Origin of the sequence: Citrobacter sp. Cpo074, from assembly GCF_030332745.1 — a bacterium.
GTDB classification, from domain to species: Bacteria; Pseudomonadota; Gammaproteobacteria; order Enterobacterales; family Enterobacteriaceae; genus Citrobacter; species Citrobacter portucalensis.
The window spans coordinates 444,151-467,910 of record NZ_JAOWHG010000027.1 but is presented as its reverse complement, the minus strand read 5'-3'; the positions used below and the strand labels follow the sequence as shown (position 1 = coordinate 467,910).

At 50.6% G+C, this 23,760-nt stretch carries 23 protein-coding genes; 13 read left to right on the top strand and 10 right to left on the bottom strand.

Annotated elements, in window-relative coordinates; genetic code table 11:
- Positions 1 to 22 precede the first annotated feature (22 nt).
- Together OGX83_RS06810 and OGX83_RS06805 are read left to right on the top strand one after the other, a co-directional pair.
- Complete coding sequence (locus OGX83_RS06810; RefSeq protein WP_051642672.1) at positions 23 to 1,357, top strand: MFS transporter; 1,335 nt, start codon at positions 23 to 25, stop codon at positions 1,355 to 1,357.
- A 161-nt stretch (positions 1,358 to 1,518) separates the two neighbouring features.
- Complete coding sequence (locus OGX83_RS06805) at positions 1,519 to 2,985, top strand: mannitol dehydrogenase family protein (protein WP_286587644.1); 1,467 nt, start codon at positions 1,519 to 1,521, stop codon at positions 2,983 to 2,985.
- A 74-nt stretch (positions 2,986 to 3,059) separates the two neighbouring features.
- On the opposite strand, the gene ydfZ is transcribed toward OGX83_RS06805, so the two are convergent.
- The 3 genes from ydfZ to ydfG all read right to left on the bottom strand — a co-directional run bounded on the left by ydfZ (position 3,060) and on the right by ydfG (position 4,974).
- Positions 3,060 to 3,263: a putative selenium delivery protein YdfZ gene (gene ydfZ / locus OGX83_RS06800; protein WP_003032393.1), complete on the bottom strand. Its 204-nt coding sequence runs from the start codon at positions 3,261 to 3,263 to the stop codon at positions 3,060 to 3,062.
- 191 nt (positions 3,264 to 3,454) lie between these two features.
- Positions 3,455 to 4,141: a GntR family transcriptional regulator gene (locus OGX83_RS06795; protein ID WP_003032396.1), complete on the bottom strand. Its 687-nt coding sequence runs from the start codon at positions 4,139 to 4,141 to the stop codon at positions 3,455 to 3,457.
- A gap of 86 nt (positions 4,142 to 4,227) precedes the next feature.
- Entirely contained in the window at positions 4,228 to 4,974 is a 747-nt protein-coding gene (ydfG, locus tag OGX83_RS06790) for a bifunctional NADP-dependent 3-hydroxy acid dehydrogenase/3-hydroxypropionate dehydrogenase YdfG (RefSeq protein WP_125363458.1), read from the bottom strand.
- A gap of 137 nt (positions 4,975 to 5,111) precedes the next feature.
- On the opposite strand from ydfG, the gene dcp reads away from it, so the two are divergent.
- The 3 genes from dcp to OGX83_RS06775 all read left to right on the top strand — a co-directional run bounded on the left by dcp (position 5,112) and on the right by OGX83_RS06775 (position 8,718).
- Entirely contained in the window at positions 5,112 to 7,157 is a 2,046-nt protein-coding gene (gene dcp, locus OGX83_RS06785; protein ID WP_286587642.1) for a peptidyl-dipeptidase Dcp, read from the top strand.
- A gap of 218 nt (positions 7,158 to 7,375) precedes the next feature.
- A complete protein-coding gene (locus tag OGX83_RS06780; RefSeq protein WP_071446472.1) occupies positions 7,376 to 7,636 on the top strand; it encodes a hypothetical protein in 261 nt (86 codons plus the stop codon).
- 155 nt (positions 7,637 to 7,791) lie between these two features.
- On the top strand, positions 7,792 to 8,718 hold the full coding sequence (locus tag OGX83_RS06775; protein WP_048235406.1) for a diguanylate cyclase: 927 nt from the start codon (positions 7,792 to 7,794) through the stop codon (positions 8,716 to 8,718).
- A 284-nt stretch (positions 8,719 to 9,002) separates the two neighbouring features.
- Here OGX83_RS06775 and mgtS read toward each other — a convergent pair whose 3' ends face one another.
- Positions 9,003 to 9,098, bottom strand: a complete 96-nt coding sequence (mgtS, locus tag OGX83_RS06770; protein WP_003032406.1) for a protein MgtS — start codon at positions 9,096 to 9,098, stop codon at positions 9,003 to 9,005.
- Between the two features lie 486 nt (positions 9,099 to 9,584).
- Here mgtS and urtA point away from each other — a divergent pair, with 486 nt between their 5' ends.
- The 5 genes from urtA to urtE are packed head-to-tail and all read left to right on the top strand — an operon-like array spanning position 9,585 to position 15,052.
- Positions 9,585 to 10,856 carry an urea ABC transporter substrate-binding protein gene (urtA, locus tag OGX83_RS06765; RefSeq protein WP_267449113.1) on the top strand — a complete coding sequence of 424 codons (1,272 nt, stop codon included), beginning with the start codon at positions 9,585 to 9,587 and terminating at the stop codon, positions 10,854 to 10,856.
- A 43-nt stretch (positions 10,857 to 10,899) separates the two neighbouring features.
- Positions 10,900 to 12,474, top strand: coding sequence for an urea ABC transporter permease subunit UrtB (gene urtB, locus OGX83_RS06760; RefSeq protein ID WP_270423423.1), 1,575 nt, complete (start codon positions 10,900 to 10,902; stop codon positions 12,472 to 12,474).
- Positions 12,474 to 13,547: an urea ABC transporter permease subunit UrtC gene (gene urtC, locus OGX83_RS06755; RefSeq protein WP_048214208.1), complete on the top strand. Its 1,074-nt coding sequence runs from the start codon at positions 12,474 to 12,476 to the stop codon at positions 13,545 to 13,547. The genes urtB and urtC overlap by 1 nt, the downstream gene beginning before the upstream one ends.
- Complete coding sequence (urtD, locus tag OGX83_RS06750) at positions 13,547 to 14,344, top strand: urea ABC transporter ATP-binding protein UrtD (RefSeq protein ID WP_286587639.1); 798 nt, start codon at positions 13,547 to 13,549, stop codon at positions 14,342 to 14,344. Before urtC ends, urtD begins: the two co-directional genes overlap by 1 nt.
- Before the next feature lie 9 nt (positions 14,345 to 14,353).
- On the top strand, positions 14,354 to 15,052 hold the full coding sequence (urtE, locus tag OGX83_RS06745; RefSeq protein ID WP_048214207.1) for an urea ABC transporter ATP-binding subunit UrtE: 699 nt from the start codon (positions 14,354 to 14,356) through the stop codon (positions 15,050 to 15,052).
- A 40-nt stretch (positions 15,053 to 15,092) separates the two neighbouring features.
- Here urtE and ydeE read toward each other — a convergent pair whose 3' ends face one another.
- On the bottom strand, positions 15,093 to 16,280 hold the full coding sequence (ydeE, locus tag OGX83_RS06740; RefSeq protein WP_032943415.1) for an efflux MFS transporter YdeE: 1,188 nt from the start codon (positions 16,278 to 16,280) through the stop codon (positions 15,093 to 15,095).
- 198 nt (positions 16,281 to 16,478) lie between these two features.
- On the opposite strand from ydeE, the gene eamA reads away from it, so the two are divergent.
- Positions 16,479 to 17,378, top strand: coding sequence for an O-acetylserine/cysteine exporter (gene eamA / locus OGX83_RS06735; RefSeq protein WP_071446469.1), 900 nt, complete (start codon positions 16,479 to 16,481; stop codon positions 17,376 to 17,378).
- Between the two features lie 518 nt (positions 17,379 to 17,896).
- On the opposite strand, the gene marB is transcribed toward eamA, so the two are convergent.
- The 3 genes from marB to marR are packed head-to-tail and all read right to left on the bottom strand — an operon-like array spanning position 17,897 to position 18,982.
- Positions 17,897 to 18,115 (bottom strand): multiple antibiotic resistance protein MarB, encoded by a 219-nt coding sequence (gene marB / locus OGX83_RS06730; protein ID WP_003832934.1) that lies wholly within the window; start codon positions 18,113 to 18,115, stop codon positions 17,897 to 17,899.
- Between the two features lie 30 nt (positions 18,116 to 18,145).
- Complete coding sequence (gene marA, locus OGX83_RS06725; protein ID WP_003032424.1) at positions 18,146 to 18,529, bottom strand: MDR efflux pump AcrAB transcriptional activator MarA; 384 nt, start codon at positions 18,527 to 18,529, stop codon at positions 18,146 to 18,148.
- A gap of 18 nt (positions 18,530 to 18,547) precedes the next feature.
- Positions 18,548 to 18,982, bottom strand: coding sequence for a multiple antibiotic resistance transcriptional regulator MarR (gene marR / locus OGX83_RS06720; protein ID WP_003832935.1), 435 nt, complete (start codon positions 18,980 to 18,982; stop codon positions 18,548 to 18,550).
- Positions 18,983 to 19,239: 257 nt separating this feature from the next.
- Here marR and OGX83_RS06715 point away from each other — a divergent pair, with 257 nt between their 5' ends.
- The gene (locus OGX83_RS06715) at positions 19,240 to 19,905 is read left to right on the top strand and encodes a MarC family NAAT transporter (protein WP_003832936.1); all 666 of its coding nucleotides are present in this window, start codon (positions 19,240 to 19,242) and stop codon (positions 19,903 to 19,905) included.
- 37 nt (positions 19,906 to 19,942) lie between these two features.
- Here OGX83_RS06715 and OGX83_RS06710 read toward each other — a convergent pair whose 3' ends face one another.
- Together OGX83_RS06710 and ptrR are read right to left on the bottom strand one after the other, a co-directional pair.
- Complete coding sequence (locus tag OGX83_RS06710) at positions 19,943 to 21,139, bottom strand: sugar transporter (protein ID WP_008784749.1); 1,197 nt, start codon at positions 21,137 to 21,139, stop codon at positions 19,943 to 19,945.
- A 222-nt stretch (positions 21,140 to 21,361) separates the two neighbouring features.
- On the bottom strand, positions 21,362 to 22,237 hold the full coding sequence (ptrR, locus tag OGX83_RS06705) for a putrescine utilization regulator PtrR (protein WP_008784750.1): 876 nt from the start codon (positions 22,235 to 22,237) through the stop codon (positions 21,362 to 21,364).
- Between the two features lie 102 nt (positions 22,238 to 22,339).
- On the opposite strand from ptrR, the gene sad reads away from it, so the two are divergent.
- Positions 22,340 to 23,728, top strand: a complete 1,389-nt coding sequence (sad, locus tag OGX83_RS06700) for a succinate-semialdehyde dehydrogenase (protein ID WP_286587636.1) — start codon at positions 22,340 to 22,342, stop codon at positions 23,726 to 23,728.
- Positions 23,729 to 23,760 lie beyond the last annotated feature (32 nt).

Here is a 23,760-nt window from a genome sequence, read left to right as displayed (position 1 = left end):
TACCCTACAGAAGGTTAAACTTATGGTTAGTTCAGTCGATATTAAAAATAACGTAGATAATAAGCCTATTATTCGTCGAGTAGCTTCAGCATCCGCAATTGGTACTGCTGCTGAGTATTATGATTTTTTTGCATACGGGACAGCAGCTGTACTCTTTTTTGGTCATCTATTTTTCCCGAGTGACGATCCGTTAATAAGTACTCTCGCTGCTTTTGCAACCTATGCTGTTGGTTTCCTCGCAAGACCATTAGGAGGAATCGTCTTTGGGCATATTGGCGATAAGGTTGGGCGTAAAAAAGCACTGGTTATTACTATATTAATTGTTGGTTTGGGGACGTTCTGTATAGGGTTATTACCTACATATGAGAAAATAGGTGTATGGGCTCCAGCTTTACTTATTTTTATTCGTGTATTACAGGGATTTGGTGTTGGAGGTGAGCAAGCCGGTGCAGTACTGATGACGGCTGAATATTCTGAACCCAAACATCGTGGATTTTTTTCCAGTTGGGTTCAAATCGGTGCGCCGGTTGGTTTCCTCCTGCCGTTAGCGCTCTTTGCGCTGTTAAATGCCACACTTTCTCCAGAGGCAATGATGGATTACGGGTGGCGTATACCGTTTCTGTTGAGTCTGTTACTGGTTATTGTTGGACTGTTTATCCGCTTAAAAATTGATGAATCACCTGTCTTTGCTCAGATTAGGGAGACAAAAGCAGAAGAATCACGTCCATTAGTTGAAGTTATCCGCGATTTTCCTGGCATTGTTGTCAAGGGGGTCTGCGCGAAACTGATTGAAGCTTGCACATTTGCAATGTTCACAGTGATTGTTTTGGCTTACGGTAAGGCAAACAATCTTGATGCTAATATTTTGATGGAGACAATGATCGTTGCGGTCATAATAGAAATAATTGCAATACCGTTGATGGGGTCGCTATGCGATAAAATTGGACGTAAACCAGTCTATATTATCGGTGCGCTGCTGCAGGTCGTGATGATTATTCCTTTCTTCCTTGCGATTAATCAGGATAGTTTTTGGCTTACACAAATAGTAATGATCCTGGTGCTGAGTGTTGGGCATAGTATGTGTTATGCACCTCAGGCTTCTTATTTTCCGGAGCTTTTCCCAACTCATATTCGCTGTAGCGGAATAGCTTTAATTTGGCAACTGGGGTCGCTAATAGGCAGTGGCATTCTTGGCTTGGTAGCAGTAAAAATTCTGCAAGTAACAGGTGGACATTACTATGGACTTGCAACCTATGTGATTGTACTTGGAGTTATCTCAATTATTGGTTTGTTGATGATGCCGGAAACCGCTCCGCAAAGACTTAAGCGTGAATACCAGCAGTGGCAGAAACATTAATATCCTTTGGCGGCAGTATGCCGCCAAATTCACTGACTTTGGTATATAACTCAACAAATGATGTCATACCAATCATAAAAAGCTTAATGCAAATCAAAACATACAACCATACAGGCGTTACTCTGGAACAGTCCTGATTTCATTTATAAGTAGGCCATACCATGCAAAACAAGCTCTTAGCGGCAAAGGCTGCACTTCCTGAATACGAACGTACAAAACTGGTTCCGCGTATTGTTCATCTGGGGTTTGGCGCGTTTCACCGCGCACATCAGGGTGTTTACGCTGACATTCTGGCCGCCGATCACGGCAGTGACTGGGGCTACTGCGAAGTGAACCTGATTGGCGGCGAGCAGCAGATTTTCGATCTGAAACAGCAAGATAATCTGTATACCGTTGCAGAGATGTCTGCTGATGCCTGGACTGCGAGAGTCGTGGGCGTGGTGAAAAATGCATTGCATGCGCAGGTTGATGGTCTGGAAAGCGTACTGTCAGCGATGTGTGAACCGCAGGTCGCGATCGTTTCCCTGACCATCACCGAGAAAGGATACTGCCATTCTCCGGCGACCGGCCAACTGATGTTAGACAACCCGATGATTGCAGCCGATCTGCAAAACCCTAAACAACCAAAAACTGCGCCGGGCGTGGTGGTTGAAGCCCTGGCGCGTCGCAAAGCTGCCGGTTTAGCCGCCTTTACCGTGATGTCCTGCGATAACATGCCAGAAAACGGTCATGTGATGCGCAATGTTGTCACTGCATATGCCCGAGCGGTGGATATGGAACTGGCCGCGTGGATCGAACAACATGTGACATTCCCATCAACAATGGTTGACCGCATTGTCCCGGCAGTTACGCAGGAGACGCTGGACAAAATTGAACATATCACCGGTGTACGCGACCCGGCAGGCGTGGCATGCGAACCGTTCCGCCAGTGGGTAATTGAAGATAACTTTGTTGCCGGCCGTCCTGAATGGGAAAAGGCCGGGGCGGAACTGGTGGCTGATGTCATTCCGTTTGAAGAGATGAAACTGCGTATGCTCAACGGCAGCCACTCTTTCCTTGCGTATCTTGGATATCTGGCGGGATATCAACACATTAACGATTGCATGGGCGATGAAAACTATCGTCTTGCTGCACGTGCGCTGATGTTGCAGGAACAAGCACCTACGCTGAAAGTAAAAGGTGTTGACCTACAGCGTTACGCCGATCTGTTAATTGAACGCTACAGCAATCCGGCGCTGCGTCATCGTACCTGGCAGATCGCCATGGACGGTAGCCAAAAACTGCCGCAGCGTATGCTTGATTCCATTCGTTGGCACATTGTGCACGGTAGTGACTTTGCGCTGCTGGCACTGGGTGTCGCTGGTTGGATGCGTTACGTAGGTGGTGTGGATGAACAGGGCCAGGCGATTGAAATTAGCGATCCACTGTTGCCGGTGATCCAGAATGCGGTGCGTAGCAGCAACGAAGGCGAAGAGCGCGTTCAGGCGCTACTGGCAATCGATGCTATTTTTGGCCGTGAACTGCCACAGGTTGAACTGTTCAACCGTCAGGTCACACAAGCGTATCTTACTTTACTGGCTGAAGGGGCGAAGGCGACGGTTGCGAAGTATGCAGCAAAACTGAAGTAACGAAGATTATGCTTTATGTCGCCATCTGGCTTGCAACGGCCAGATGGCGCTGTGTTTTCTGGCATTCACACCAATTAGTTCATGCCTAAACGAATCAGCTCGAGGGGGGCGTATTTGCCTTCACATCCTTCGATTTCCACTGTTTTCCCGCGGCGAATCTGCTCAGCGGTCAGGCCATCGGTATCTATTGCTGTAATGCGGCCTGTGAGTCCGGTGTCGCTGATCATGACGCGGCTGCCAGTGGTGATTGCGTTACGGTTACGATCGTATGTTTTCATGGTGTTTTCTCCTTTCCAACTTACCGTCAAAGCCCGTGGGCTTTTAGTCCCACGTAACGGGCGCAATATAAATACGCTTCTTGTTAATGATTTTTTTTGTTTTCGATCAAAATCACAGCTTTTTTTATGCAGTTATGCGGGCGCGGGGAAAACGCAGGAGAAACTCACCCCGGAGTGAGGTGAGCGTAGTATTAATCTTCGCTGAACCAGTCGCTATTTTCCTGGCGAATAAGCTGAACGGACTCACCAATTTCCTGAAGATGGAGCATCATTGCGCGCTCGACCGCATCGCCATCATGCTTCTCAAGGGCGGCAAAGATATCGTGATGCTGGCGTAGCAGCATCTCAGGCGGGGAAATATGATCCAGGCTCATATAACGAACGCGGTCAATTGTAGCCTTTATATTCTCAACGGTATCCCAGGCGAGTTGGCACTCGGCGATTAAAGCCAGTTTCTGATGAAACTCATCATCAAGCTGGAAGAAATCATTAATCTGTTTTCGGTCAATTGCGATGCGCTGCTGATGCAAATTCTGTTCAAGCTGATAGCACTGTTGATCGTTGATCAGCGATGCGGCACGGCGTACCACGGCACATTCAATTGCCTGGCGAACAAAACAGCCGTTTTGCACCTGCGACAGCGAAATTTTATTCACGTAGCTGCCACGCTGCGGGCGGATCTGAATCAGACCGTTCTCAGCCAGTTTGATGAATGCTTCTCGTACCGGCTGGCGTGACACATTAAAGCGTACAGAAACCTCTTTCTCCGACAGCGGTGTACCGGGTGCGATCAGACAATGCACGATATCACGGCGAAGAATACGGTAAATCTGTTGATTTACTGGCTGTGTAGGGTTGAGCTGCGTTTCTACGGTCATTCATTCTTACTTTTTAGAGAGTTAACCCGGATATTTTATCACTTCTTTCAGGCTATCTATACCCGGCACAAGGCCGGGCAGAGAAATTAGCCACGATGAATACTCAGCCCGGCAAAAGACTGTGTGACAGGCATCATTTCAAGGGTGTTGATATTGACATGAGCCGGTAAAGAAGCCACCCACCATACCGCTTCTGTAACATCTTGCGGAGTCAGCGCCGTGGTATTTTCGTAGGCTTTTTCAGCTTTGGCGTCATCACCTTTAAAACGGACATTAGAGAACTCCGTACCGCCAACCAGACCCGGCTCGATGTCGGTAACGCGAATTGCAGTGCCGTGTAAATCAGTACGTAAATTCAGGCTAAACTGGCGAACAAACGCTTTGGTCGCACCGTAGACGTTACCGCCAGCGTATGGCCAACTGCCCGCGGTAGAACCGATATTGATAATATGACCGCGGTTGCGTTCAACCATGCCAGGCAGAACGGCACGGGTCATATAAACCAGCCCCTTGTTGTTGGTGTCGATCATATTCTCCCAGTCTTCAATGCTGGCCTTGTGAGCAGGCTCAAGGCCCAGCGCCAGACCCGCGTTGTTGACCAGAACATCAATATTGCGCCATTCAGCAGGAAGGGCGTCCAGCATCTCTTCAATCGATGCACGATTACGTACGTCCAGCTGCGCGGTATAGAGGCGGTCACCCAATTCCTCTTTCAGTTCCTGCAGGCGCTCCTGGCGGCGTCCGGTGGCAATAACTTTATGCCCATTCTCAATAAAACGACGCGTAATGCACTCACCAAAACCTGCGGTTGCTCCGGTTACTAAAACGATCATCTCACTGTTCCTCAACGCTTTTTATGTCGTACTACCATAGCACGTCATTTCCGTTCAGAGCTATTCCTGCGTAACGCGATTGCGGTTGATTCCTGGTAAGTCTACTCTGGTAAACAAATCGTTTTCAGGAGTGAAAGATGTCGTTAACGAATCCTTTTTTACGTCACAGCACGTTGCCGTACCAGGCACCGCAGTTTGATCAGATAGAGGTGCAGCACTATCGCCCAGCGTTCGATGAAGGCGTGCGGCAAAAACGTGCAGAGATCGAGGCGATTGTGCAAAACCCGCAGGCCCCAGATTTTGCCAATACGTTGCTGGCGCTTGAACAAAGCGGCGCTTTGCTGACACGCGTAACCAGCGTTTTCTTCGCGATGACGGCGGCGCACACCAACGATGAACTACAGCGCCTTGACGAAGAGTTTTCCGCAGAACTGGCGAGCCTTGCCAATGATATTTATCTCAATGGCGCGCTTTTTTCGCGCGTTGAAGCGGTCTGGCAACAGCGAGGTTCGCTGGGGTTGGATAGCGAATCATTACGCTTGCTGGAGGTCATCCACCAGCGTTTTGTATTAGCCGGCGCGCGTTTGAATGAGGTCGATAAAGCGAACCTTAAAGCGCTCAATACAGAGTCCGCCACGTTGACCAGCCAGTTTAATCAACGGCTGCTGGCGGCGAACAAGTCCGGTGCTCTGGTGGTGGATGATGCACGTTACCTGGACGGACTCAGCGCAGAGGAAATTGCTGTTGCCGCCGAAGCTGCAAAGGAGAAAGGGCTTGAAGCGCGTTGGGTTATCCCGCTATTGAACACGACTCAGCAACCGGCGCTTGCGGCGTTACGCGATCGCCAGACCCGTGAGAATCTGTTCAACCGCGCATGGGCGAGAGCAGAAAACAATGACGCTAACGATACTCGGGCGATTATTCAGCGACTGGTCGAGATCCGGATGCAGCAGGCGAAACTACTCGGTTTTGCCAATTACGCTGCATGGAAAATTGCCGATCAGATGGCAAAAACACCGGAAGCGGCACTCAATTTCATGCGGGCGATTGTTCCCGCTGCGCGAGCCAGGGCATTGGATGAACAGGCCGAAATCCAGAATGTTATCAATCACGAACAGGGGCAATTTAACGTCGAGGCCTGGGACTGGACATTTTATGCCGAGCAGGTTCGTCGTGAAAAATATGCACTTGATGAGGCGCAGCTCAAACCTTACTTTGCCCTTGATACGGTGCTGAACGAGGGCGTTTTCTGGACAGCTAATCAACTCTTTGGCATAAAATTTATAGAACGGTTCGACATTCCTGTTTATCACCCGGATGTTAGGGTATGGGAAATATTCGATCACGATGGCGTAGGGCTGGCGTTATTTTACGGCGATTTCTTTGCCCGGGAATCGAAAAGCGGTGGTGCCTGGATGGGCAATTTTGTTGAGCAATCGCAACTCAATGAAACCCGGCCGGTTATTTACAACGTGTGTAATTATCAAAAACCGGCAAAGGGTCAGCCTGCATTGTTATTGTGGGATGATGTTATTACGTTATTTCATGAGTTTGGGCACACGTTGCACGGCCTGTTCGCCACTCAGCGTTATGCCACGCTTTCAGGGACCAACACTCCGCGTGATTTTGTTGAGTTTCCTTCGCAGATCAACGAACACTGGGCGAGTCATTCGCAGGTCTTTGCTCGTTTTGCTCGTCATGTTGATACCGGGGAGCAAATGCCACAGGCGTTGCGGGATAAGATGCAGCGGGCCAGCCTGTTTAACAAAGGTTACGACATGACCGAACTGCTCAGTGCCGCATTGTTGGATATGCGTTGGCACAGTCTGGAAAAGAGCGCGTTATCTCTTTCGGTCGATCAATTTGAACAGCAGGCGCTGGCGGCTGAAGGTTTGGATCTCAAGGCTGTGCCGCCTCGTTATCGCAGCAGCTATTTTGCCCATATCTTCGGCGGCGGTTATGCCGCAGGTTATTACGCCTATTTGTGGACGCAAATGCTGGCCGATGACGGCTATCAGTGGTTTGTAGAGCAGGGCGGATTAACTCGTGAAAACGGGCAAAAGTTCCGTGAAGCGATTTTGTCCCGCGGTAACGGTACTGATTTAACTGAACTTTATCGCCAATGGAGCGGGCGTGATCCAAAAATGGAGCCAATGCTGGAACATCGTGGTTTGAGCGTCTAAGAGATTATTAGCCAGAATATTGAGCCGGGCGTGATGCCCGGTTTTTTATTATTTTTAAAGATGGCAATTTTTAGGGTTTTATATGAAAGTTGACAATAATGGTTATCAACAAATGATGATGAAATATATTCAGGAATGCTAGTTTAATAATGATGATGCCTTTGGATGTTTGATAAGATTAGCGTTCATGTACGGGCAGGTTTCTCAGGTAATTGTTAATGAAAATAGGGGTTCTAATAGCTGTGCTTGTTATGTCCGGATGTGCAGATAGTACAATTGTGCAATCCAGCGTCACTCCGTTTACGCCACATGTTTCACGCTCAAATGCTGAAATCATCGCACGGTATAAGGAAGCGCGTGAATCCGGGTTTTCCCATGGTTCTGCGTATCAATATGCCAGAGGCGACAAAACCTACACATCCGATCAATTAGAGGTGATTGGGCTTAATGAAATGCTGAATGAACCGTCATTGGTTTGACCACTTTATTGACAACGCTATGCCACACCATATGGTATAGCGTAATATCCTGTTAATTACGATTTATTAATTACTATTAAAAAATTTACATAAATTTTCTTTTTTATCGTTAAGATAATTCCATCAGAAACGCTCGAACAGGGAGGGAGAACGTGATGATGAGAAATACGAAGGAAATAGATGCAATTTTGATTGAGTTGAACAAGTCCATTGATGCCCACTACAAATGGTTAGTGACAATGTTCCGCTGCGTGGTGTCTTCAGATGTTACGCAGCCAGATATTATGGGTGAAAACTCGCATTTTGCTTGTCGATTTGGACAGTGGCTTAATAATCAATCACGGTACAATGAGGATGATTGTAGTTACGTAAGCAAGATAAGCGCCACCCACGAAAAGATGCATTTATCAGGCAAGAAATTGCTAATGGCTATCGTGGAGAATCGTAGCCATTCATGGCATTTCGACAGCTTCCAGGATGCGCTGCTGGCATTTACCTCATCTGTAATGGACTACAAAATATATTTATTGAGTATCCGCAGTAATATCGACGCATTAACAGGTTTACCTGGCAGAAGAATGCTCGATGAGTCTTTTGATCGGCAGTTGCTCGATGCCGAACCGCTTAATCTTTATATATTGTTGTTAGATATCGATCGTTTTAAATACGTTAACGATACCTACGGCCATTTGGTTGGTGACGTGGTATTGCGGGCTCTGGCATCAAATTTATTGTCATGGACGCGATATGATGAGGCGGCGTACCGCTACGGTGGAGAAGAGTTCATTATCATCATCAGAACAAAAACGGACGAGCAGGCATGCCAGGCGGGTTTGCGACTTTGTCGTCTGATTGGTCAGAAAAAAATTCCCTACACTGAGGGAGAGATCGGTATCACGGTGACGGCAGGCATAACCCGGGTTCAACAGGGTGAAACGCTGGATACCGCGCTTGGTCGGGCCGACAGGGCGATGTATCAGGGGAAACAGACCGGCAGGAATCGCTGCATGTTTATAGATGAAAATGAGCAAATTGCGTTGGTGGACACCAATGACGGAACCTCGTATCCCCTCAGTGCGTGAGTTTTCGAAAAACGCTTTGAGGTAGTTGCGTTTCGTTTAACTTTCATTGGGGTTGTCGGTGATAGGTTAGCTGACTATCCGTTATCTTCGCAGGGAATTGCCAGATAGCGTATAAAAGCAAAACACAAATCTATCCATGCAAGCATTTACCGCTGGTTTATCCGGCGGTTTTTTTTATCTGTAAATCAAGAAAAAGGCACAGCGAGTGCGATTCAGGTAAAAAAATGGCCCCTTGTGCAGTTACGCTACAAGGGGCCGGGTCGGTGCAGGACTATCTCCGTTCATCAATCATCCCATCTGTGGCTAAAATACGCGGCCAGGAAACCGGAAAATAAAATAATTCCCAGAACAGCCATAAAAATATTCATATTACCCAGCATAGTAAATGCTCCTTTATCTGTGAGTTTCCTCTCTTACCTTAAGTTCACCTCGCTTATGACTATAGTAGCTATTCAATCTTAAACAAAGGCTGAACTGTGTGATTATTTCGACTGAAAAGTAAATTTTTGACATGATCACGTCGAATAAAATAAATAATAGTGACGAGACACATTTATCTGCGCACAAATAACCCTGTTTTTAAACCCTGAGACGCTGTTATGACGGTGTGCTGCTGATACAGATTGTTGCACGTTTATAATGCAGAGTTGTCTCATGGTGGTTCAATTTTTCGTGTGATTAATCCTTTTGGCGGGGAAATGTAATACTGATCTATGTGCGCGAGATGCTAATTTGTTGATTTTATATGAGGTTTTAATATCTGGCATCGTTTTTGCCTTATCACTTCTGAACACCCTTAATTTGCACCGTTTTGTCTGCCCGGCTGCACCGGAGCTTTCAGCAAGTCTAATTTCAGGAGTGAAACTATGCAGCGTCGTACATTTTTAAAAGCTTTTGCACTTTCTGCCTCTGTTGTCGCAATGGGCGTGAGTTTTAGCGTTCAGGCAGCCGACACCATTAAGGTTGGCATCATGCATTCGTTATCCGGCACGATGGCCATATCCGAAACGCCGCTAAAAGATGTGGCGTTGATGACCATCGATGAAATAAATGCTCAGGGCGGTGTGTTGGGTAAAAAGCTGGAACCGGTGGTGGTTGACCCGGCCTCGAACTGGCCGTTATTTGCTGAAAAAGCAAGACAACTGCTGAGTCAGGACAAGGTGGCGGCAGTTTTCGGCTGCTGGACATCGGTTTCGCGTAAATCGGTTCTACCGGTATTTGAAGAGTTGAACGGTCTGCTGTTTTACCCGGTGCAATACGAAGGTGAGGAGATGTCGCCTAACGTCTTCTATACCGGCGCAGCCCCCAATCAGCAGGCGATCCCTGCGGTTGAGTATCTGATGAGTGAGGACGGCGGTAGCGCGAAACGCTTCTTCCTGCTGGGCACGGATTATGTTTATCCGCGCACGACCAACAAAATTTTACGCGCCTTTTTGCACTCAAAAGGGGTCGCCGATAAAGACATCGAAGAGGTGTACACCCCATTCGGACACAGCGATTACCAGACCATTGTCGCCAGTATTAAAAAATTCGCCGCAGGGGGAAAAACGGCGGTGGTATCAACCATCAATGGGGATTCTAACGTACCGTTCTATAAAGAGTTAGCGAATCAGGGGCTGAAAGCCACCGATGTGCCGGTGGTGGCTTTTTCCGTGGGTGAGGAGGAGCTACGCGGTATTGATACCAAACCGCTGGTGGGCAACCTTGCCGCCTGGAACTACTTTGAGTCCGTCGATAATGCGGCCAACAAAAAGTTTGTCGCTGATTACCGGGCGTATGCCAAAGCGCACAAATTACCGAATGCTGATTCGGTGGTGACGAACGACCCAATGGAAGCCACATATGTTGGCCTGCATATGTGGGCGCAGGCGGTAGAAAAAGCCGGAACTACCGATGTGGATAAAGTTCGTGCTGCTATGGCGGGGCAATCCTTCGCTGCGCCATCAGGTTTTACCCTGACCATGGATGAGACCAACCATCACCTGCATAAACCCGTCATGATTGGCGAGATTGAAGGCAACGGCCAGTTTAACGTGGTGTGGCAAACCGATGAGCCGGTCCGCGCCCAGCCGTGGAGTCCGTACATCGCTGGTAATGATAAAAAATCTGAACAGCCTGTGAAAACCGCCAGCAACTGATCTAACGCCCTCCTGCGGGAGGGTAATGCTTTGGAGAACGCTCATGAAAGCTATGCGCTTTATTCGTGGTGTGTTGTTGCTGATGTGGTTTTTGCCGTGGATAGCCCAGGCCGCAGATGCTGATACCTTTACCGCCGCCAACCGTGCTCAGCAGGCCGCCTTGCTTGAACAATGGGCGGTGAATCCTGACGTTCAGCGCATCCCGCTGCTCAGCGCACTGCGAGATGAGAACCTGCTGACCGATAACACGAAAAATGCCTTCATCATGAACGGCTCGCACGTACAGCCGTTAGGAACAGCGATAGCCCCAAACGGCGAGCTAAAAAAAATTCGCCTGACTAACCGCCTGCGTAATCTGGTAGCCGGAGCGTTGGCTGTCCATCAGCTTTTAAGTGACAGTGTCACGGTAAGGGAGGAGGCAGCTCGTACATTACAGCGTGAGGCGCAGCCGGACATGCTGCCGTTTTTACAACAACGACTGGCTCAGGAGTCAGATGGTGATGTGAAATCCGCACTCGCTATTGTACTGGCAAATCTGCAATTGGGTAGCACCTCGCCGGAAGTCAGGCTTCAGGCAATCGAACTATTAGGGGCGTCAAATGATCCTGAAACTCAGGCGCGCCTGCAGCCATTCACCAGGGCTGAACATGAACCCGATGCCCGAGTGCGTGCTGCCGCTGACGAAAGTCTGAATTCCATCTCGCATCGCATGAAGGTTGGGGATCTTCTAGGGCAGGCTTTCATGGGACTGTCACTGGGTTCTATTTTGCTGCTTGCGGCATTGGGTCTGGCGATAACCTATGGATTACTCGGCGTCATCAATATGGCGCATGGCGAGATGTTGATGCTCGGGGCGTACTGTACCTGGATGGTGCAACAGTTGATGGGGCAGTTTTTCCCGCACGGGTTAGCCTGGTATCCGGTTATTGCACTTCCGGTCGCCTTTTTGCTGACTGCGGCAGTAGGAATGCTGCTCGAGCGTGGGGTGATACGCCATTTATATGGCCGTCCGCTTGAAACGCTACTGGCGACCTGGGGTATCAGCCTGATGCTCATCCAGTTGGTGCGTATGACTTTTGGCGCGCAAAACCTGGAAGTCGCCAATCCGGCATGGCTTTCCGGCGGCATTCAGGTTTATGCCAATCTGATATTGCCGTGGAACCGAATAGTGGTGCTTGGCTTTGCCATGCTGGTGCTGTTCTTCACCTGGCTGCTGTTGAATAAAACGCGCCTCGGGCTGCGCGTGCGTGCCGTGACGCAAAATCGCAATATGGCGGCCTGTTGCGGCGTACCTACCGGACGAGTCGATATGCTGGCCTTTGGCCTTGGTTCAGGAATTGCCGGACTGGGAGGTGTGGCGCTCTCGCAACTAGGTAACGTAGGGCCGGAGCTGGGGCAAAGCTACATTATCGATTCGTTTTTGGTGGTGGTACTGGGCGGCGTTGGACAGCTTGCCGGGAGCGTGGCTGCGGCATTTGGGCTGGGGATCTTCAATAAAATTCTGGAGCCTCAGGTGGGAGCGGTTCTCGGCAAAATCATGATCCTGGTGTTGATCATTCTGTTTATTCAGAAACGACCTCAGGGACTGTTCGCGCTGAAAGGGAGGGTTATTGACTGATGACGATGCCAATGACAATAACGCTGGCGCGTAAAGCGCCGCGTACAACACGCGTGCTGGGTCTGGGCTTACTGCTGGCGTTGATTATTCTGCCGTTTCTTGCGTTGTTACCTGCGGAGCATCCGCTGGCCATATCGGTGTGGACGTTGACGCTGGCCGGGAAAATTCTCTGCTATGCCATTGTGGCCGTTGCGCTGGATCTGGTGTGGGGCTATGCCGGAATGCTCTCGCTGGGACACGGTATCTTCTTCGCGCTGGGGGGATATGCGATGGGAATGTACCTGATGCGCCAGGCTTCCGGCGAAGGATTACCGGCCTTTATGTCGTTCCTGTCGTGGAGCGAGCTGCCCTGGTTTTGGTGGGGGACGCAACATTTTCTCTGGGCAATGCTGCTGGTTGTTCTGGTGCCGGGCTTGCTGGCGCTGGTATTTGGTTGGTTTGCCTTCCGTTCAAAAATCAAAGGTGTCTATTTCTCCATCATGACCCAGGCCCTGACTTTCGCCGGAATGCTGCTGTTTTTCCGCAATGAAACCGGCTTTGGTGGAAATAACGGTTTTACCGGTTTTACCACCATTCTGGGGTTTCCGGTGACCGCGACGTCCACCAGGATCGCGCTGTTTCTGGCGACGGTTATGCTGCTGGTGCTGGCAATATGGCTGGGACTTGCGCTGGGCCGCAGTAAGTTTGGTCGTATTCTGACCGCCGTGCGCGATGCCGAAAACCGTTTGATGTTCTGTGGTTACGATCCGAAAGGTTTCAAGTTACTGGTGTGGACGCTTTCCGCTGTACTTTGCGGCCTGGCCGGGGCGCTTTATGTCCCGCAGGTAGGGATTATCAACCCCAGCGAAATGTCGCCGACCAACTCGATTGAAGCGGCGATTTGGGTTGCTCTCGGCGGACGTGGAACCCTGATCGGCCCGGTATTTGGCGCTGTACTGGTGAACGGTGCTAAAAGCCTGTTTACCGTCATTATGCCGGAATACTGGCAGCTGTTTCTTGGCCTGATCTTTATTGGCGTTACGCTTTTTTTACCCCGTGGTGTGATTGGCCTGTTTCGCAAAGGAGACAAATAATGCAGCCGGATGAAGGACTTTTTACTCGCCAGATGCCTGGCGATCGGTTTCGCGAACAAACGGACCCAGTGCTCCAACTGGAAAAAATTAACGTTAATTTCGACGGATTCCAGGCGTTAACGGATCTCTCGCTCAATATTGGCGTCGGGGAGCTGCGCTGTATTATTGGCCCTAACGGCGCCGGGAAGACGACGTTAATGGATGTCATAACCGGTAAAACCAGACCGCAAAGTGGTCGTGCGATATACGATCAGTCGACCGATTTAACAACGCTGGATCCCATTGCCATCGCGCGTCAGGGGATTGGACGGAAATTTCAAAAGCCCACGGTATTTGAAGCATTAACGGTGGAAGAGAACCTGGAGCTGGCGCTGAAAAATGATAAATCTGTCTGGGGGGTTCTACGGGCACGACTCTCAGGCGAACAAAGGGATCGTATTGATGAAGTATTGGCGCTGTTGCGGCTGGGTAATGAGCGGGTCCGCCGCGCCGGTCTGCTTTCGCATGGGCAAAAACAGTTTCTCGAAATTGGCATGCTGCTGGTGCAGGAGCCGCATTTACTGCTACTGGATGAACCCGCGGCGGGGATGACGGATGCGGAAACGGAATACACGGCGGAGCTGTTTCGCCAGCTTGCCGGTAAGCACTCTCTGATGGTTGTTGAGCACGATATGGGATTTGTTGAAACCATTGCCGATCGCGTCACAGTATTACATCAGGGACGTGTCCTCGCTCAGGGGAGTCTTCGCGATGTGCAGGCCAACGAGCAGGTTATTGAAGTTTATCTCGGGCGTTAAGGAGTTTACATGCTGCAGGTGAAAGAACTGAATCAATATTATGGTGGCAGCCATATTCTGCGCGGGGTGAGCTTTGAAGCGCGTATCGGTGAGGTGACATGCTTGCTGGGGCGTAACGGCGTGGGGAAAACAACACTACTAAAGTGTCTGATGGGGCTTATTCCGGCCCGTAGCGGAAGCGTACTCTGGCAGGATAAAAATGTCACTCACTGGAAGCCACACCAGCGGGTCAGAGCCGGTGTGGCGTATGTCCCACAGGGGCGTGATATTTTTCCGCGTTTGACGGTCGAAGAGAATCTGCTGCTCGGTCTTTCCCGTTTTTCAGCACCGGAGGCCCGACATGTGCCTGATGATATTTACGCGCTCTTTCCGGTTTTACAGGAGATGAAGCATCGGCGTGGCGGAGATTTGTCCGGCGGGCAACAGCAGCAACTGGCCATTGGACGAGCGCTGGCAAGTCGCCCACAGTTGTTGATTCTTGATGAGCCAACGGAAGGGATCCAGCCGTCGGTGATTAAAGAGATTGGTCAGGTGATTTCTCAACTGGCGCACCGGGGGGATATGGCTATATTGCTGGTGGAGCAATTCTACGATTTTGCGCAGCAGCTGGCCGACAAATACCTGCTCATGTCGCGGGGCAGCATTATTCAAAGCGGCGATGGTAAAAATATGGAGGCCGAGGGCGTTCGGGGACTGGTTGCAATCTGAGGTATGCGACAGAGCGGCTTCGGCTCTGTCGCTATACTCATCAGCAGACCACCGTCTGCCCCCAGGGCTTGGCGCGCATGCCTTTTATCATGAGCGCCCAGGCAAGAACGATCGCCACTATCAGCGCGACAAACAGCGACCATGGCGGCAATGTGGTTAAAATGACGCCGCTGACTAATGGGTTAACCGCTGCGCCAAGCCAGCCCAACGACTGGGCGGAAAAATAGCTGGCTTTCATGCCTGCTGGCGCGATGTTGTCGATAAGCATGTATTCACCCGGCGCGTAAATGACTTCGCCGATAGTGAAAAAGGCAGCAGAAATTCCCCATAACAACAGACTGTTGCCGGAGAAAGCGAAACCGACCAGGCCAACGACAAAGAAGACTGTACCCACTGTCATCAACGGGCGGATATTCGTGGCGGTGAGCCTACGACCAAGTGCGTATTGCAGTGATACTACGATGGCGGCGTTAACGGGCAGGACGACTGCTACCACTTTCTCGGCAAAATCGCCATCCGCTACCACCATAACGTATTGCGAAATACAGGACGCAAAAGCACCGCCAACAAACGATGCCAGAAAGGCCGATAACGTAAACCAAAATAATGCCCGGTCGCGCAGGAGTACCGAAGGGGACCACACCGCGGCGTTTAAACCTTCTGATGGTGCTGTCGAACGTTTTACCCAGGTCTGGATAAACACCAGTGGCAATGCTGAACAGGCGGCAGCCAGCCAGAATGGCAGGTTAATGCTTTGCATCACCAGTAGAGTGCCCAGCGGTGGACCAACGGTCCAGCCAATATTCAGCACGGTATAGTTAAGCGAGAAAATTTTAGTCTTGTTGGTGGCTGACAGATTATCGGCAAACCAGGCCTTCAGCACCGTGGCGAAGACGGAGTAGGCACAGTTGATCAGGGCAAAGAGTAAAACCACTACCACCACGTTATGCACCAGCGGGATTGCAATAAAGCCGGAAGCAAAGCCACAAATTGCCAGCAGCATATAGCGTTTTTTATCGAACTTGTCGGCCAGAATACCAAAGCCAAGGCTGAACACCACGCCAATGGTCAGCGCGACCGTCATCGCATAGCCGATCAGGTCAACGCTCAGATGATACTGCCGACTGAGGTAAATCGTCATAAATGGCAGAGTGGCGCCACGGCCAATTGTTAATAACAAAGATGACGCGAGTAACGCGAGAGTGGACCTTCTCAAGGAGATATTCATTTGCCTGCCCGACAATGCATGTTGTTATGTTTTTTTTAGATATAAGAAACAAATAGCATGTCAAAACTGTGATGTACACTCAATAAGTTGTCCGAAAATGCCTTGCGTGGCCTACCTGAAATAATGATCTGTTACGGCACAACGATTTCCGTTACTTTAACTTGTTTACAAAAATTTAATATTTGCAGGGGCGGTGGTATGTCGCGTAAAGACGGGTTGTTAGCGTTACTGGTTGTCGTGGTTTGGGGACTGAACTTTGTCGTTATTAAAGTGGGTCTGCACAATATGCCACCGCTAATGTTGGCGGGATTACGTTTTTTACTGGTTGCGTTTCCGGCAATACTCTTTGTTGCCAGGCCGAAAATCCCACTTTCGCTGTTGCTCGGCTATGGCCTGACCATCAGTTTTGGGCAGTTCGCATTTCTCTTTAGCGCTATCAAATTCGGTATGCCTGCAGGGTTAGCTTCTCTGGTATTGCAGGCTCAGGCGTTTTTTACCATTGTTCTGGGCGCATTTGCTTTCGGTGAGCGCCTGCAGGGTAAACAATTGGTTGGGATTGCGCTGGCGGTATTTGGCGTGCTGGTGCTGATTGAGGCCAGTCTGAACGGTCAGCATGTTGGCATGCTCGGTTTTATGCTGACGCTGGCGGCGGCGCTAAGCTGGGCCTGCGGCAATATCTTTAACAAAAAAATCATGCAGCATACCTCGCGTCCGGCCGTTATGTCGTTGGTGGTATGGAGCGCGTTAATTCCCATTGTTCCGTTCTTCCTGGCATCATGGCTTCTGGATGGTCCAACGCAAATGACCCACAGTCTGGTGGAGATAGATATGACCACCATTCTTTCACTGGTTTATCTGGCGTTTGTGGCGACCATTGTGGGTTACGGTATCTGGGGTTCGTTACTCGGACGCTATGAAACCTGGCGTGTCGCGCCGTTGTCGCTGTTGGTGCCGGTCGTTGGACTGGCAAGCGCCGCCGTGCTGCTGGATGAAACGCTGACCGGATTGCAACTGCTCGGTGCGCTACTGATCATGGCAGGGTTGTATATCAATGTGTTTGGCTTTCGGTTGCGTAAGGTTGCGTCGGTGAGGGGCTAAAAAAGCCCCGCTGTGGAGTAATGCTCGTCAGTTAAGCTGTATGGTGAACATGTGATTATTGCTCATGGTTCCGTTCACCTCAGCGGTGTCATTTCTCTGAAGCGTAGATACCCGTGAACGTGCAAGGGAGACTCACCGCCGTCTCCCTTGCATCCCAGGCTCCCGGCGGGAAAATCGTCGCTGCGCGAGTTATTCGTCTTATGTCGTCTGCCTGTCGGGTCGGGGCCGAGCCTGCGTCCCTGCGGGCCGTCCCCTCTGTCCGCATCCCTGCGGACAGACCCGGTCAGCCGTCAACACCTCATCGATTTTCCTGCCGGGAGCCGGGATTGTAAAGGGCGTGGCGGAGAACGCCCTTTACACGTTCACAGGAGTCAGTGTTTTAGAGAAGCAATGCACATGAGGTGAACGGAACTCTTTCTCCTAGATAGCATGTTATTTACCTCCGCCAGCACAGGTTGATGCTTACTGAAACTGAGGCGCTAACTGACAGGCATTACCGCAGTTGCTGGGCAATATAATTACAGGTTGCGCATATTGTAATAAGGCACACCTAATTCGTCGGACTTGTCGCTGCCTGCACCCATATGATTAAAATCGAACGGGGACTGATCGTGCGCAGGGGGCATAATCATCGCGTCGCGACTGTTCTGGGTGGCAGGTTGCGCGGTCTGTTCCGCCATGCTCTGGCCCGAAACAACAAACAGCAGGGCCAGCATTGCATAAGACAGAAGTTTCATGATTTCCTCGGTTACGTCGTTAACTGGCGATTAGCAATTACATTGATTGAGTGGAAGCAAATAGCGTGATTCGCCGTGCATATTCGTCATACGGTACTTATGCGGCGGAACATCAAAATAGTTTTTGAATGTCCGGGTCAGCGTCTGCTGAGACTCAAAACCGTAACGCTCTGCCAGATAAAGAATGGGCTCGTTACTCTCTTTTAATTTTTGCGCTATTTCAGTCATTTTACGGCTGCGAATGTATTGACCCAGTGAATGGCCGGTTTCTTTTTTAAACATCCGTTGCAGGTGCCATTTGGAGTAACCTGAACGCTCAGACACTTTTTCCAGCGAGAGCGGCGATTCAAGGTTATTTTCGATCCAGTCCAAAATGCTATGAATAGTGATTGTGTCAGTATTGCGTCTGGACATCGTCATACCTCTTTCTGTTTACGGCAGGATTCTCTTAAGCAAGTGCTCAAGTGTGGCTACTTCATCCGCCGTTAAGTTTTTTGTTAGTTCCTGGTGCAGGTCTTGCCCTACTAATTGATGACACTGCTCGCAAATTGCTGCGCCATGCTCAGTGAGTTTCACCAGCACGCCACGCTTGTCATGTGGATTCGGAAGCCTTTCGATCCAGCCTTTACAGGCCAGTCTGTCCAGCATTCGCGTCAGGGCGCCAAGGTCGACAGACAGCACTTTTTTCAATTCGACAGGGGTGATGCACACCGCGCAACGGATGGAGCAGAGCACCTTGAACTGCGATGCCGTGATATCCAGCGGTGACAGATAGTCGTTTAGCAAACGATCTTTTTTCTGATTAACCATATAGATCAAACGACCCAGTGGGATGATTTCGTTAAACAGATCACTGGTGTTTTTCACAATGGTTGCCCTGGCAAGTAGTTAGTCACGGCTGATATTATTGCTTAGGCAAATATAAGTCAAATGAATGAGTCAGCAAATGCCACGTTTTGTTAAATCATCAGACTCAACATCCGATGAGTGAAATTTTAACGATCTGATAATTATGGTTTATACGCGTGGATGAAAAATGAATCCTTACATCGCGAAAATGGCTTATCTCGCGGATTTCACCGTATACTTGCCGTTGACGATTAACGCACAGGAAAGATGACATTATGATGGACTTGTTTAAAGCGATAGGACTTGGGCTGGTAGTCCTGTTACCGTTGGCAAACCCGTTAACCACCGTAGCGTTGTTCCTTGGCCTTGCCGGCAATATGAACAGCGCAGAGCGTAACCGTCAGTCACTCATGGCTTCCGTTTACGTGTTTGCCATCATGATGGTGGCGTACTATGCCGGGCAACTTGTGATGAATACCTTCGGGATTTCGATTCCCGGACTACGTATTGCGGGTGGGTTAATCGTTGCGTTTATCGGCTTTCGGATGCTGTTTCCGCAGCAGAAGGCGCATGATTCTCCGGAAGCGAGAAGCAAGTCAGAAGAGCTGGAAGACGAGCCGACTGCCAATATCGCCTTTGTACCGCTGGCTATGCCAAGCACTGCCGGTCCGGGGACGATTGCGATGATCATCAGTTCCGCGTCAACCGTGCGTCATGGTTCCGAATTTCCGGACTGGGTGATCATGGTCGCACCGCCGATTATTTTTGCGGTTGTTGGGATTATCCTGTGGGGCTGTTTGCGCAGTTCCGGGGGGATCATGCGCCTCGTCGGCAAAGGTGGTATCGAAGCGATTTCTCGTTTGATGGGCTTCTTACTGGTGTGTATGGGCGTGCAGTTTATTATTAACGGCGTGCTGGAAATTATCAAAACCTACGCTTAAAACACTGTGCCCGGTAATATCTACCGGGCATATTTTTTTATGAATGCTGAGGTTGTTCTTCCAGCGATACCGGCCATTTACGAAAGATAATCACCGACCATATCAACGCCACCACGGCAGGCACTGCGCCGACGTAACCAATCGTAGACATCGACCAGTGTAAACTCACCTGGTTGCCTACCAGCGCACCAGCGCCAATACCGATATTAAAGATACCTGAGAACAGCGCCATTGCGACGTCGGTCGCATCCGGAGCAAGTGCCAGCACTTTCACCTGCATACCCAGACCTATCAGCATGATGGCGACGCCCCAGAAAATACTCAGGACAGCAAGGTGCATTTCGCTGTCAGCAGCGGGAAGTAACAGCACCAGGCATACCGTCAACAGGGCAATGGCACTGCTAATCAGCACGGATGCATGCAGATTCCCCAGCTTACCGAAAATGACGCTACCGACAATTCCCGCGCCACCCAGAACCAGCAACAGCACGGTAGCAAAGTTTGCGCTCAGACCCGCGACGGTCTGCACAAACGGCTCGATATAGCTGTAGGCCGTGTAATGTGCGGTGACCACAATCACCGTCAGTAGATACAGACTCATCAATGCCGGACGATGAAATAACACCGGCAGGCTTTTTAAAGAGCCGGAGTGCTCACTGGGTAGTTTGGGCAGGAGCTTAATCAGGCAAAGCAGGGTAACTAACGCCCCCATACCGATGGCGAAGAAGGTCGTGCGCCAGCCAAAATACTGACCGACGATACGTCCGATTGGCAGGCCAAGCACCATCGCCAGCGCGGTGCCGGTGGCAATCAGGCTGAGAGCCTGTGCACGTTTACCGGCAGGGGCCAGGCGGATCGCCAGCGATGCGGTAATCGACCAGAAAATAGCGTGCGCAAAAGCAATACCAATACGGCTAATTACCAGCACGGTAAAATTCCATGCCAGGAAAGAGAGCACATGGCTGGCGATAAACACAACAAACAGACAGATCAGCAGTTTTCGGCGCTCCACCTGACTGGTAAGTAACATAAAAGGGAGCGACATCAGGGCGACAACCCAGGCGTAGATCGTCAGCATGATCCCGACCTGAGCGGTCTGCATATTGAAGCTTTGTGCGATGTCGGACAGCAAGCCGACAGGGACAAACTCGGTGGTATTGAAAATAAAACCGGCAATGGCAAGCGTAACTACCCGTAGCCACGCGACCTTGCGGGAAACAGTGTCTGTTGTCATATCAAAAAAGAGGATTAGCTGCGAAAAGGTAAGGCCACGATCTTAAAACGTTTGCTGGCGAAAATACAATCATTTTGTGATATGGATCTCATTTCATTGGTAGGGCGCTACAATTTGCTGCCGAACATTCCTCGTATTTTTAAGTATTTCAATAATAATGAAATTCCGGGCGTATGACTTCACCCGGATTTACAGGTACTCATGTTTTTTGAGGATCGCCAGTTACTCCGGGTCGTGTGATAACTGAGGGTTCAACACCTCAATAAACGCTTCCAGTTGACGTGTCATTGCACCTCTGCGCCAGACCAGCCATGTATTAAGCCAGCGCCAGTTCTCGCTTAGCGGCCAGGCGTTGACCTGATGATGCCCTGGCATGCTCTCCAGCATCGAACGCGGGATCAGTGCGATACCCGCGCCGGCAATGACGCAGGCCAGCATACCGTGATATGACTCCATTTCATGAATGGTGCCGGGCATGGCGCGATCGGCATGAAACCAGCTTTCAAAATGGCGGCGATAGGAACAGTTGGCGCGAAAGGCGTAAATACTGCAACCGTTGACGTCGCTGGCCCGCTGAATGGGGGGATGGCCGTGCGGCGTCACGATCATCATCTCTTCACGGTAGACCGGCATTCCTTCAAGTCCCGGATGGGTAATTGGGCCATCGACAAAGGCCGCGTTCAATGTTCCGTCGAGTACGCCGTCCAGCATTGTGCCTGAAGGACCTGTCGCCAGCGCGAACTGAATTTTGGGGTAACGCTGATTATATTCAGCCAGCGTAGCGGGGATGCGAACTGCTGCTGTACTTTCAAGCGAGCCGAGAGAGAAGAGTCCTTGTGGCTCATCCCCGGCGACGACCATCCTGGCTTCCTCAACCAGTGCCAGGATCCGCTGGCTGTAGCGCAAAAAGTTGTGCCCGGATGGGGAAAGCCGCAGGCGCTGGTTTTCACGAATAAACAGATCAACGCCCAGGTCGGCTTCAAGCTGACGTATACGGGTGGTGAGATTGGATGGCACGCGATGCACCTTCGCGGCGGCCTGCGTAATACTGCCAGTCTCCGCGACGGCATTGAACATTTCCAGCTGCGTCAGATCCATAATCTTCTCTATTCGTGAATGGTATGGTTAATATTATTCATTTTTCAGAAAGAGTAAATATGCTCATGATATAACCATACCCTGCGATAAAGAGAGGCACTTATGACTATCACAGCAGCAACACATGCGATTTCCATTGACCCTGCCAGCGGTGAAAGGCTGACGGCGACGCCGTGGGCCAGCGCGGAAGAGATTGATCATGCGCTGAACCTTGCCGCGAATGGCTATAGCGAATGGAAACATACTTCCGTTGAGCACCGTGCGCAAACGCTGCGCCAGATCGGGCAAGCTCTGCGCCATCGTGCGGAAGAGATGGCGCAGTGTATCTCACGTGAAATGGGTAAACCCATTAAGCAGGCGCGTGCTGAAGTCGCCAAGTCAGCTGCATTGTGTGACTGGTACGGCGAGCATGGACCGGCGATGCTCAATCCGGAACCTACGCTGGTGGAGAATAATCAGGCGGTGATTGAATATCGCCCGGTAGGAACCATTCTGGCGATCATGCCGTGGAACTTCCCGCTCTGGCAGGTAATGCGAGGTGCCGTCCCGATACTGTTGGCCGGAAATGGCTACCTGTTAAAGCATGCGCCTAACGTAACCGGCTGTGCTGCAATTATTGCGCAGGTTTTCGCTGATGCTGGTGTACCCGCGGGGGTTTACGGTTGGGTTAATGCCGATAACGCTGGGGTCAGTCAGATGATCAAGGACCCGCGTATTACGGCGGTAACGGTGACAGGCAGTGTACGTGCCGGTGCGGCGATTGGCGCCCAGGCGGGTGCCGCGCTGAAAAAATGTGTGCTTGAACTGGGCGGCTCCGATCCGTTTATTGTCCTCAATGATGCTGACCTCGATCTGGCCGTTAAGGCAGCGGTCGCTGGGCGTTATCAGAACACCGGGCAGGTTTGTGCGGCAGCCAAGCGCTTTATTATCGAAGAAGGGATTGCGGCAGAATTTACTTCACGCTTTGTGGCCGCTGCGAGCGCGCTCAAAATGGGCGATCCGCTGAACGAAGAAAACGATCTGGGGCCGATGGCGCGATTTGATCTGCGTGATGAGCTGCACCAGCAGGTAGAAGCTACCCTTGCCGAAGGGGCACGGTTACTTCTCGGCGGGGAAAAAATTGCTGGTCAGGGAAATTACTATGCCGTGACGGTACTGGGCGATGTCACTCCAAAGATGACGGCGTTCCGCCAGGAGCTGTTTGGTCCAGTTGCGGCAATTACCGTGGCGAAGAATGCTGAACATGCCTTAGCGCTGGCGAATGACAGTGATTTCGGCTTATCCGCCACGGTGTTCGCTGCGGATGAAGCGCTGGCGCAGAAGATGGCGTCACGCCTGGAGTGTGGTGGCGTATTTATCAATGGTTACAGCGCCAGCGATGCCCGCGTTGCGTTTGGTGGTGTGAAGAAAAGTGGCTTTGGCCGCGAACTTTCTCACTTTGGCCTGCATGAGTTTTGTAACGTGCAGACCGTCTGGAAAAACCGCCTTTGATGGTGTGGGTGCCTCCGCTGGGGGCACCTGTC

Excerpts from the sequence above, each read along its gene's own strand:
- OGX83_RS06810 (WP_051642672.1), top strand. The coding sequence starts at position 23 with ATGGTTAGTTCAGTCGATATTAAAAATAACGTAGATAATAAGCCTATT.
- OGX83_RS06805 (WP_286587644.1), top strand. The coding sequence starts at position 1,519 with ATGCAAAACAAGCTCTTAGCGGCAAAGGCTGCACTTCCTGAATACGAA.
- ydfZ (WP_003032393.1), bottom strand. The coding sequence starts at position 3,263 with ATGAAAACATACGATCGTAACCGTAACGCAATCACCACTGGCAGCCGC.
- OGX83_RS06795 (WP_003032396.1), bottom strand. The coding sequence starts at position 4,141 with ATGACCGTAGAAACGCAGCTCAACCCTACACAGCCAGTAAATCAACAG.
- ydfG (WP_125363458.1), bottom strand. The coding sequence starts at position 4,974 with ATGATCGTTTTAGTAACCGGAGCAACCGCAGGTTTTGGTGAGTGCATT.
- dcp (WP_286587642.1), top strand. The coding sequence starts at position 5,112 with ATGTCGTTAACGAATCCTTTTTTACGTCACAGCACGTTGCCGTACCAG.
- OGX83_RS06780 (WP_071446472.1), top strand. The coding sequence starts at position 7,376 with ATGAAAATAGGGGTTCTAATAGCTGTGCTTGTTATGTCCGGATGTGCA.
- OGX83_RS06775 (WP_048235406.1), top strand. The coding sequence starts at position 7,792 with ATGATGAGAAATACGAAGGAAATAGATGCAATTTTGATTGAGTTGAAC.
- mgtS (WP_003032406.1), bottom strand. The coding sequence starts at position 9,098 with ATGCTGGGTAATATGAATATTTTTATGGCTGTTCTGGGAATTATTTTA.
- urtA (WP_267449113.1), top strand. The coding sequence starts at position 9,585 with ATGCAGCGTCGTACATTTTTAAAAGCTTTTGCACTTTCTGCCTCTGTT.
- urtB (WP_270423423.1), top strand. The coding sequence starts at position 10,900 with ATGAAAGCTATGCGCTTTATTCGTGGTGTGTTGTTGCTGATGTGGTTT.
- urtC (WP_048214208.1), top strand. The coding sequence starts at position 12,474 with ATGACGATGCCAATGACAATAACGCTGGCGCGTAAAGCGCCGCGTACA.
- urtD (WP_286587639.1), top strand. The coding sequence starts at position 13,547 with ATGCAGCCGGATGAAGGACTTTTTACTCGCCAGATGCCTGGCGATCGG.
- urtE (WP_048214207.1), top strand. The coding sequence starts at position 14,354 with ATGCTGCAGGTGAAAGAACTGAATCAATATTATGGTGGCAGCCATATT.
- ydeE (WP_032943415.1), bottom strand. The coding sequence starts at position 16,280 with ATGAATATCTCCTTGAGAAGGTCCACTCTCGCGTTACTCGCGTCATCT.
- eamA (WP_071446469.1), top strand. The coding sequence starts at position 16,479 with ATGTCGCGTAAAGACGGGTTGTTAGCGTTACTGGTTGTCGTGGTTTGG.
- marB (WP_003832934.1), bottom strand. The coding sequence starts at position 18,115 with ATGAAACTTCTGTCTTATGCAATGCTGGCCCTGCTGTTTGTTGTTTCG.
- marA (WP_003032424.1), bottom strand. The coding sequence starts at position 18,529 with ATGTCCAGACGCAATACTGACACAATCACTATTCATAGCATTTTGGAC.
- OGX83_RS06715 (WP_003832936.1), top strand. The coding sequence starts at position 19,240 with ATGATGGACTTGTTTAAAGCGATAGGACTTGGGCTGGTAGTCCTGTTA.
- OGX83_RS06710 (WP_008784749.1), bottom strand. The coding sequence starts at position 21,139 with ATGACAACAGACACTGTTTCCCGCAAGGTCGCGTGGCTACGGGTAGTT.
- ptrR (WP_008784750.1), bottom strand. The coding sequence starts at position 22,237 with ATGGATCTGACGCAGCTGGAAATGTTCAATGCCGTCGCGGAGACTGGC.
- sad (WP_286587636.1), top strand. The coding sequence starts at position 22,340 with ATGACTATCACAGCAGCAACACATGCGATTTCCATTGACCCTGCCAGC.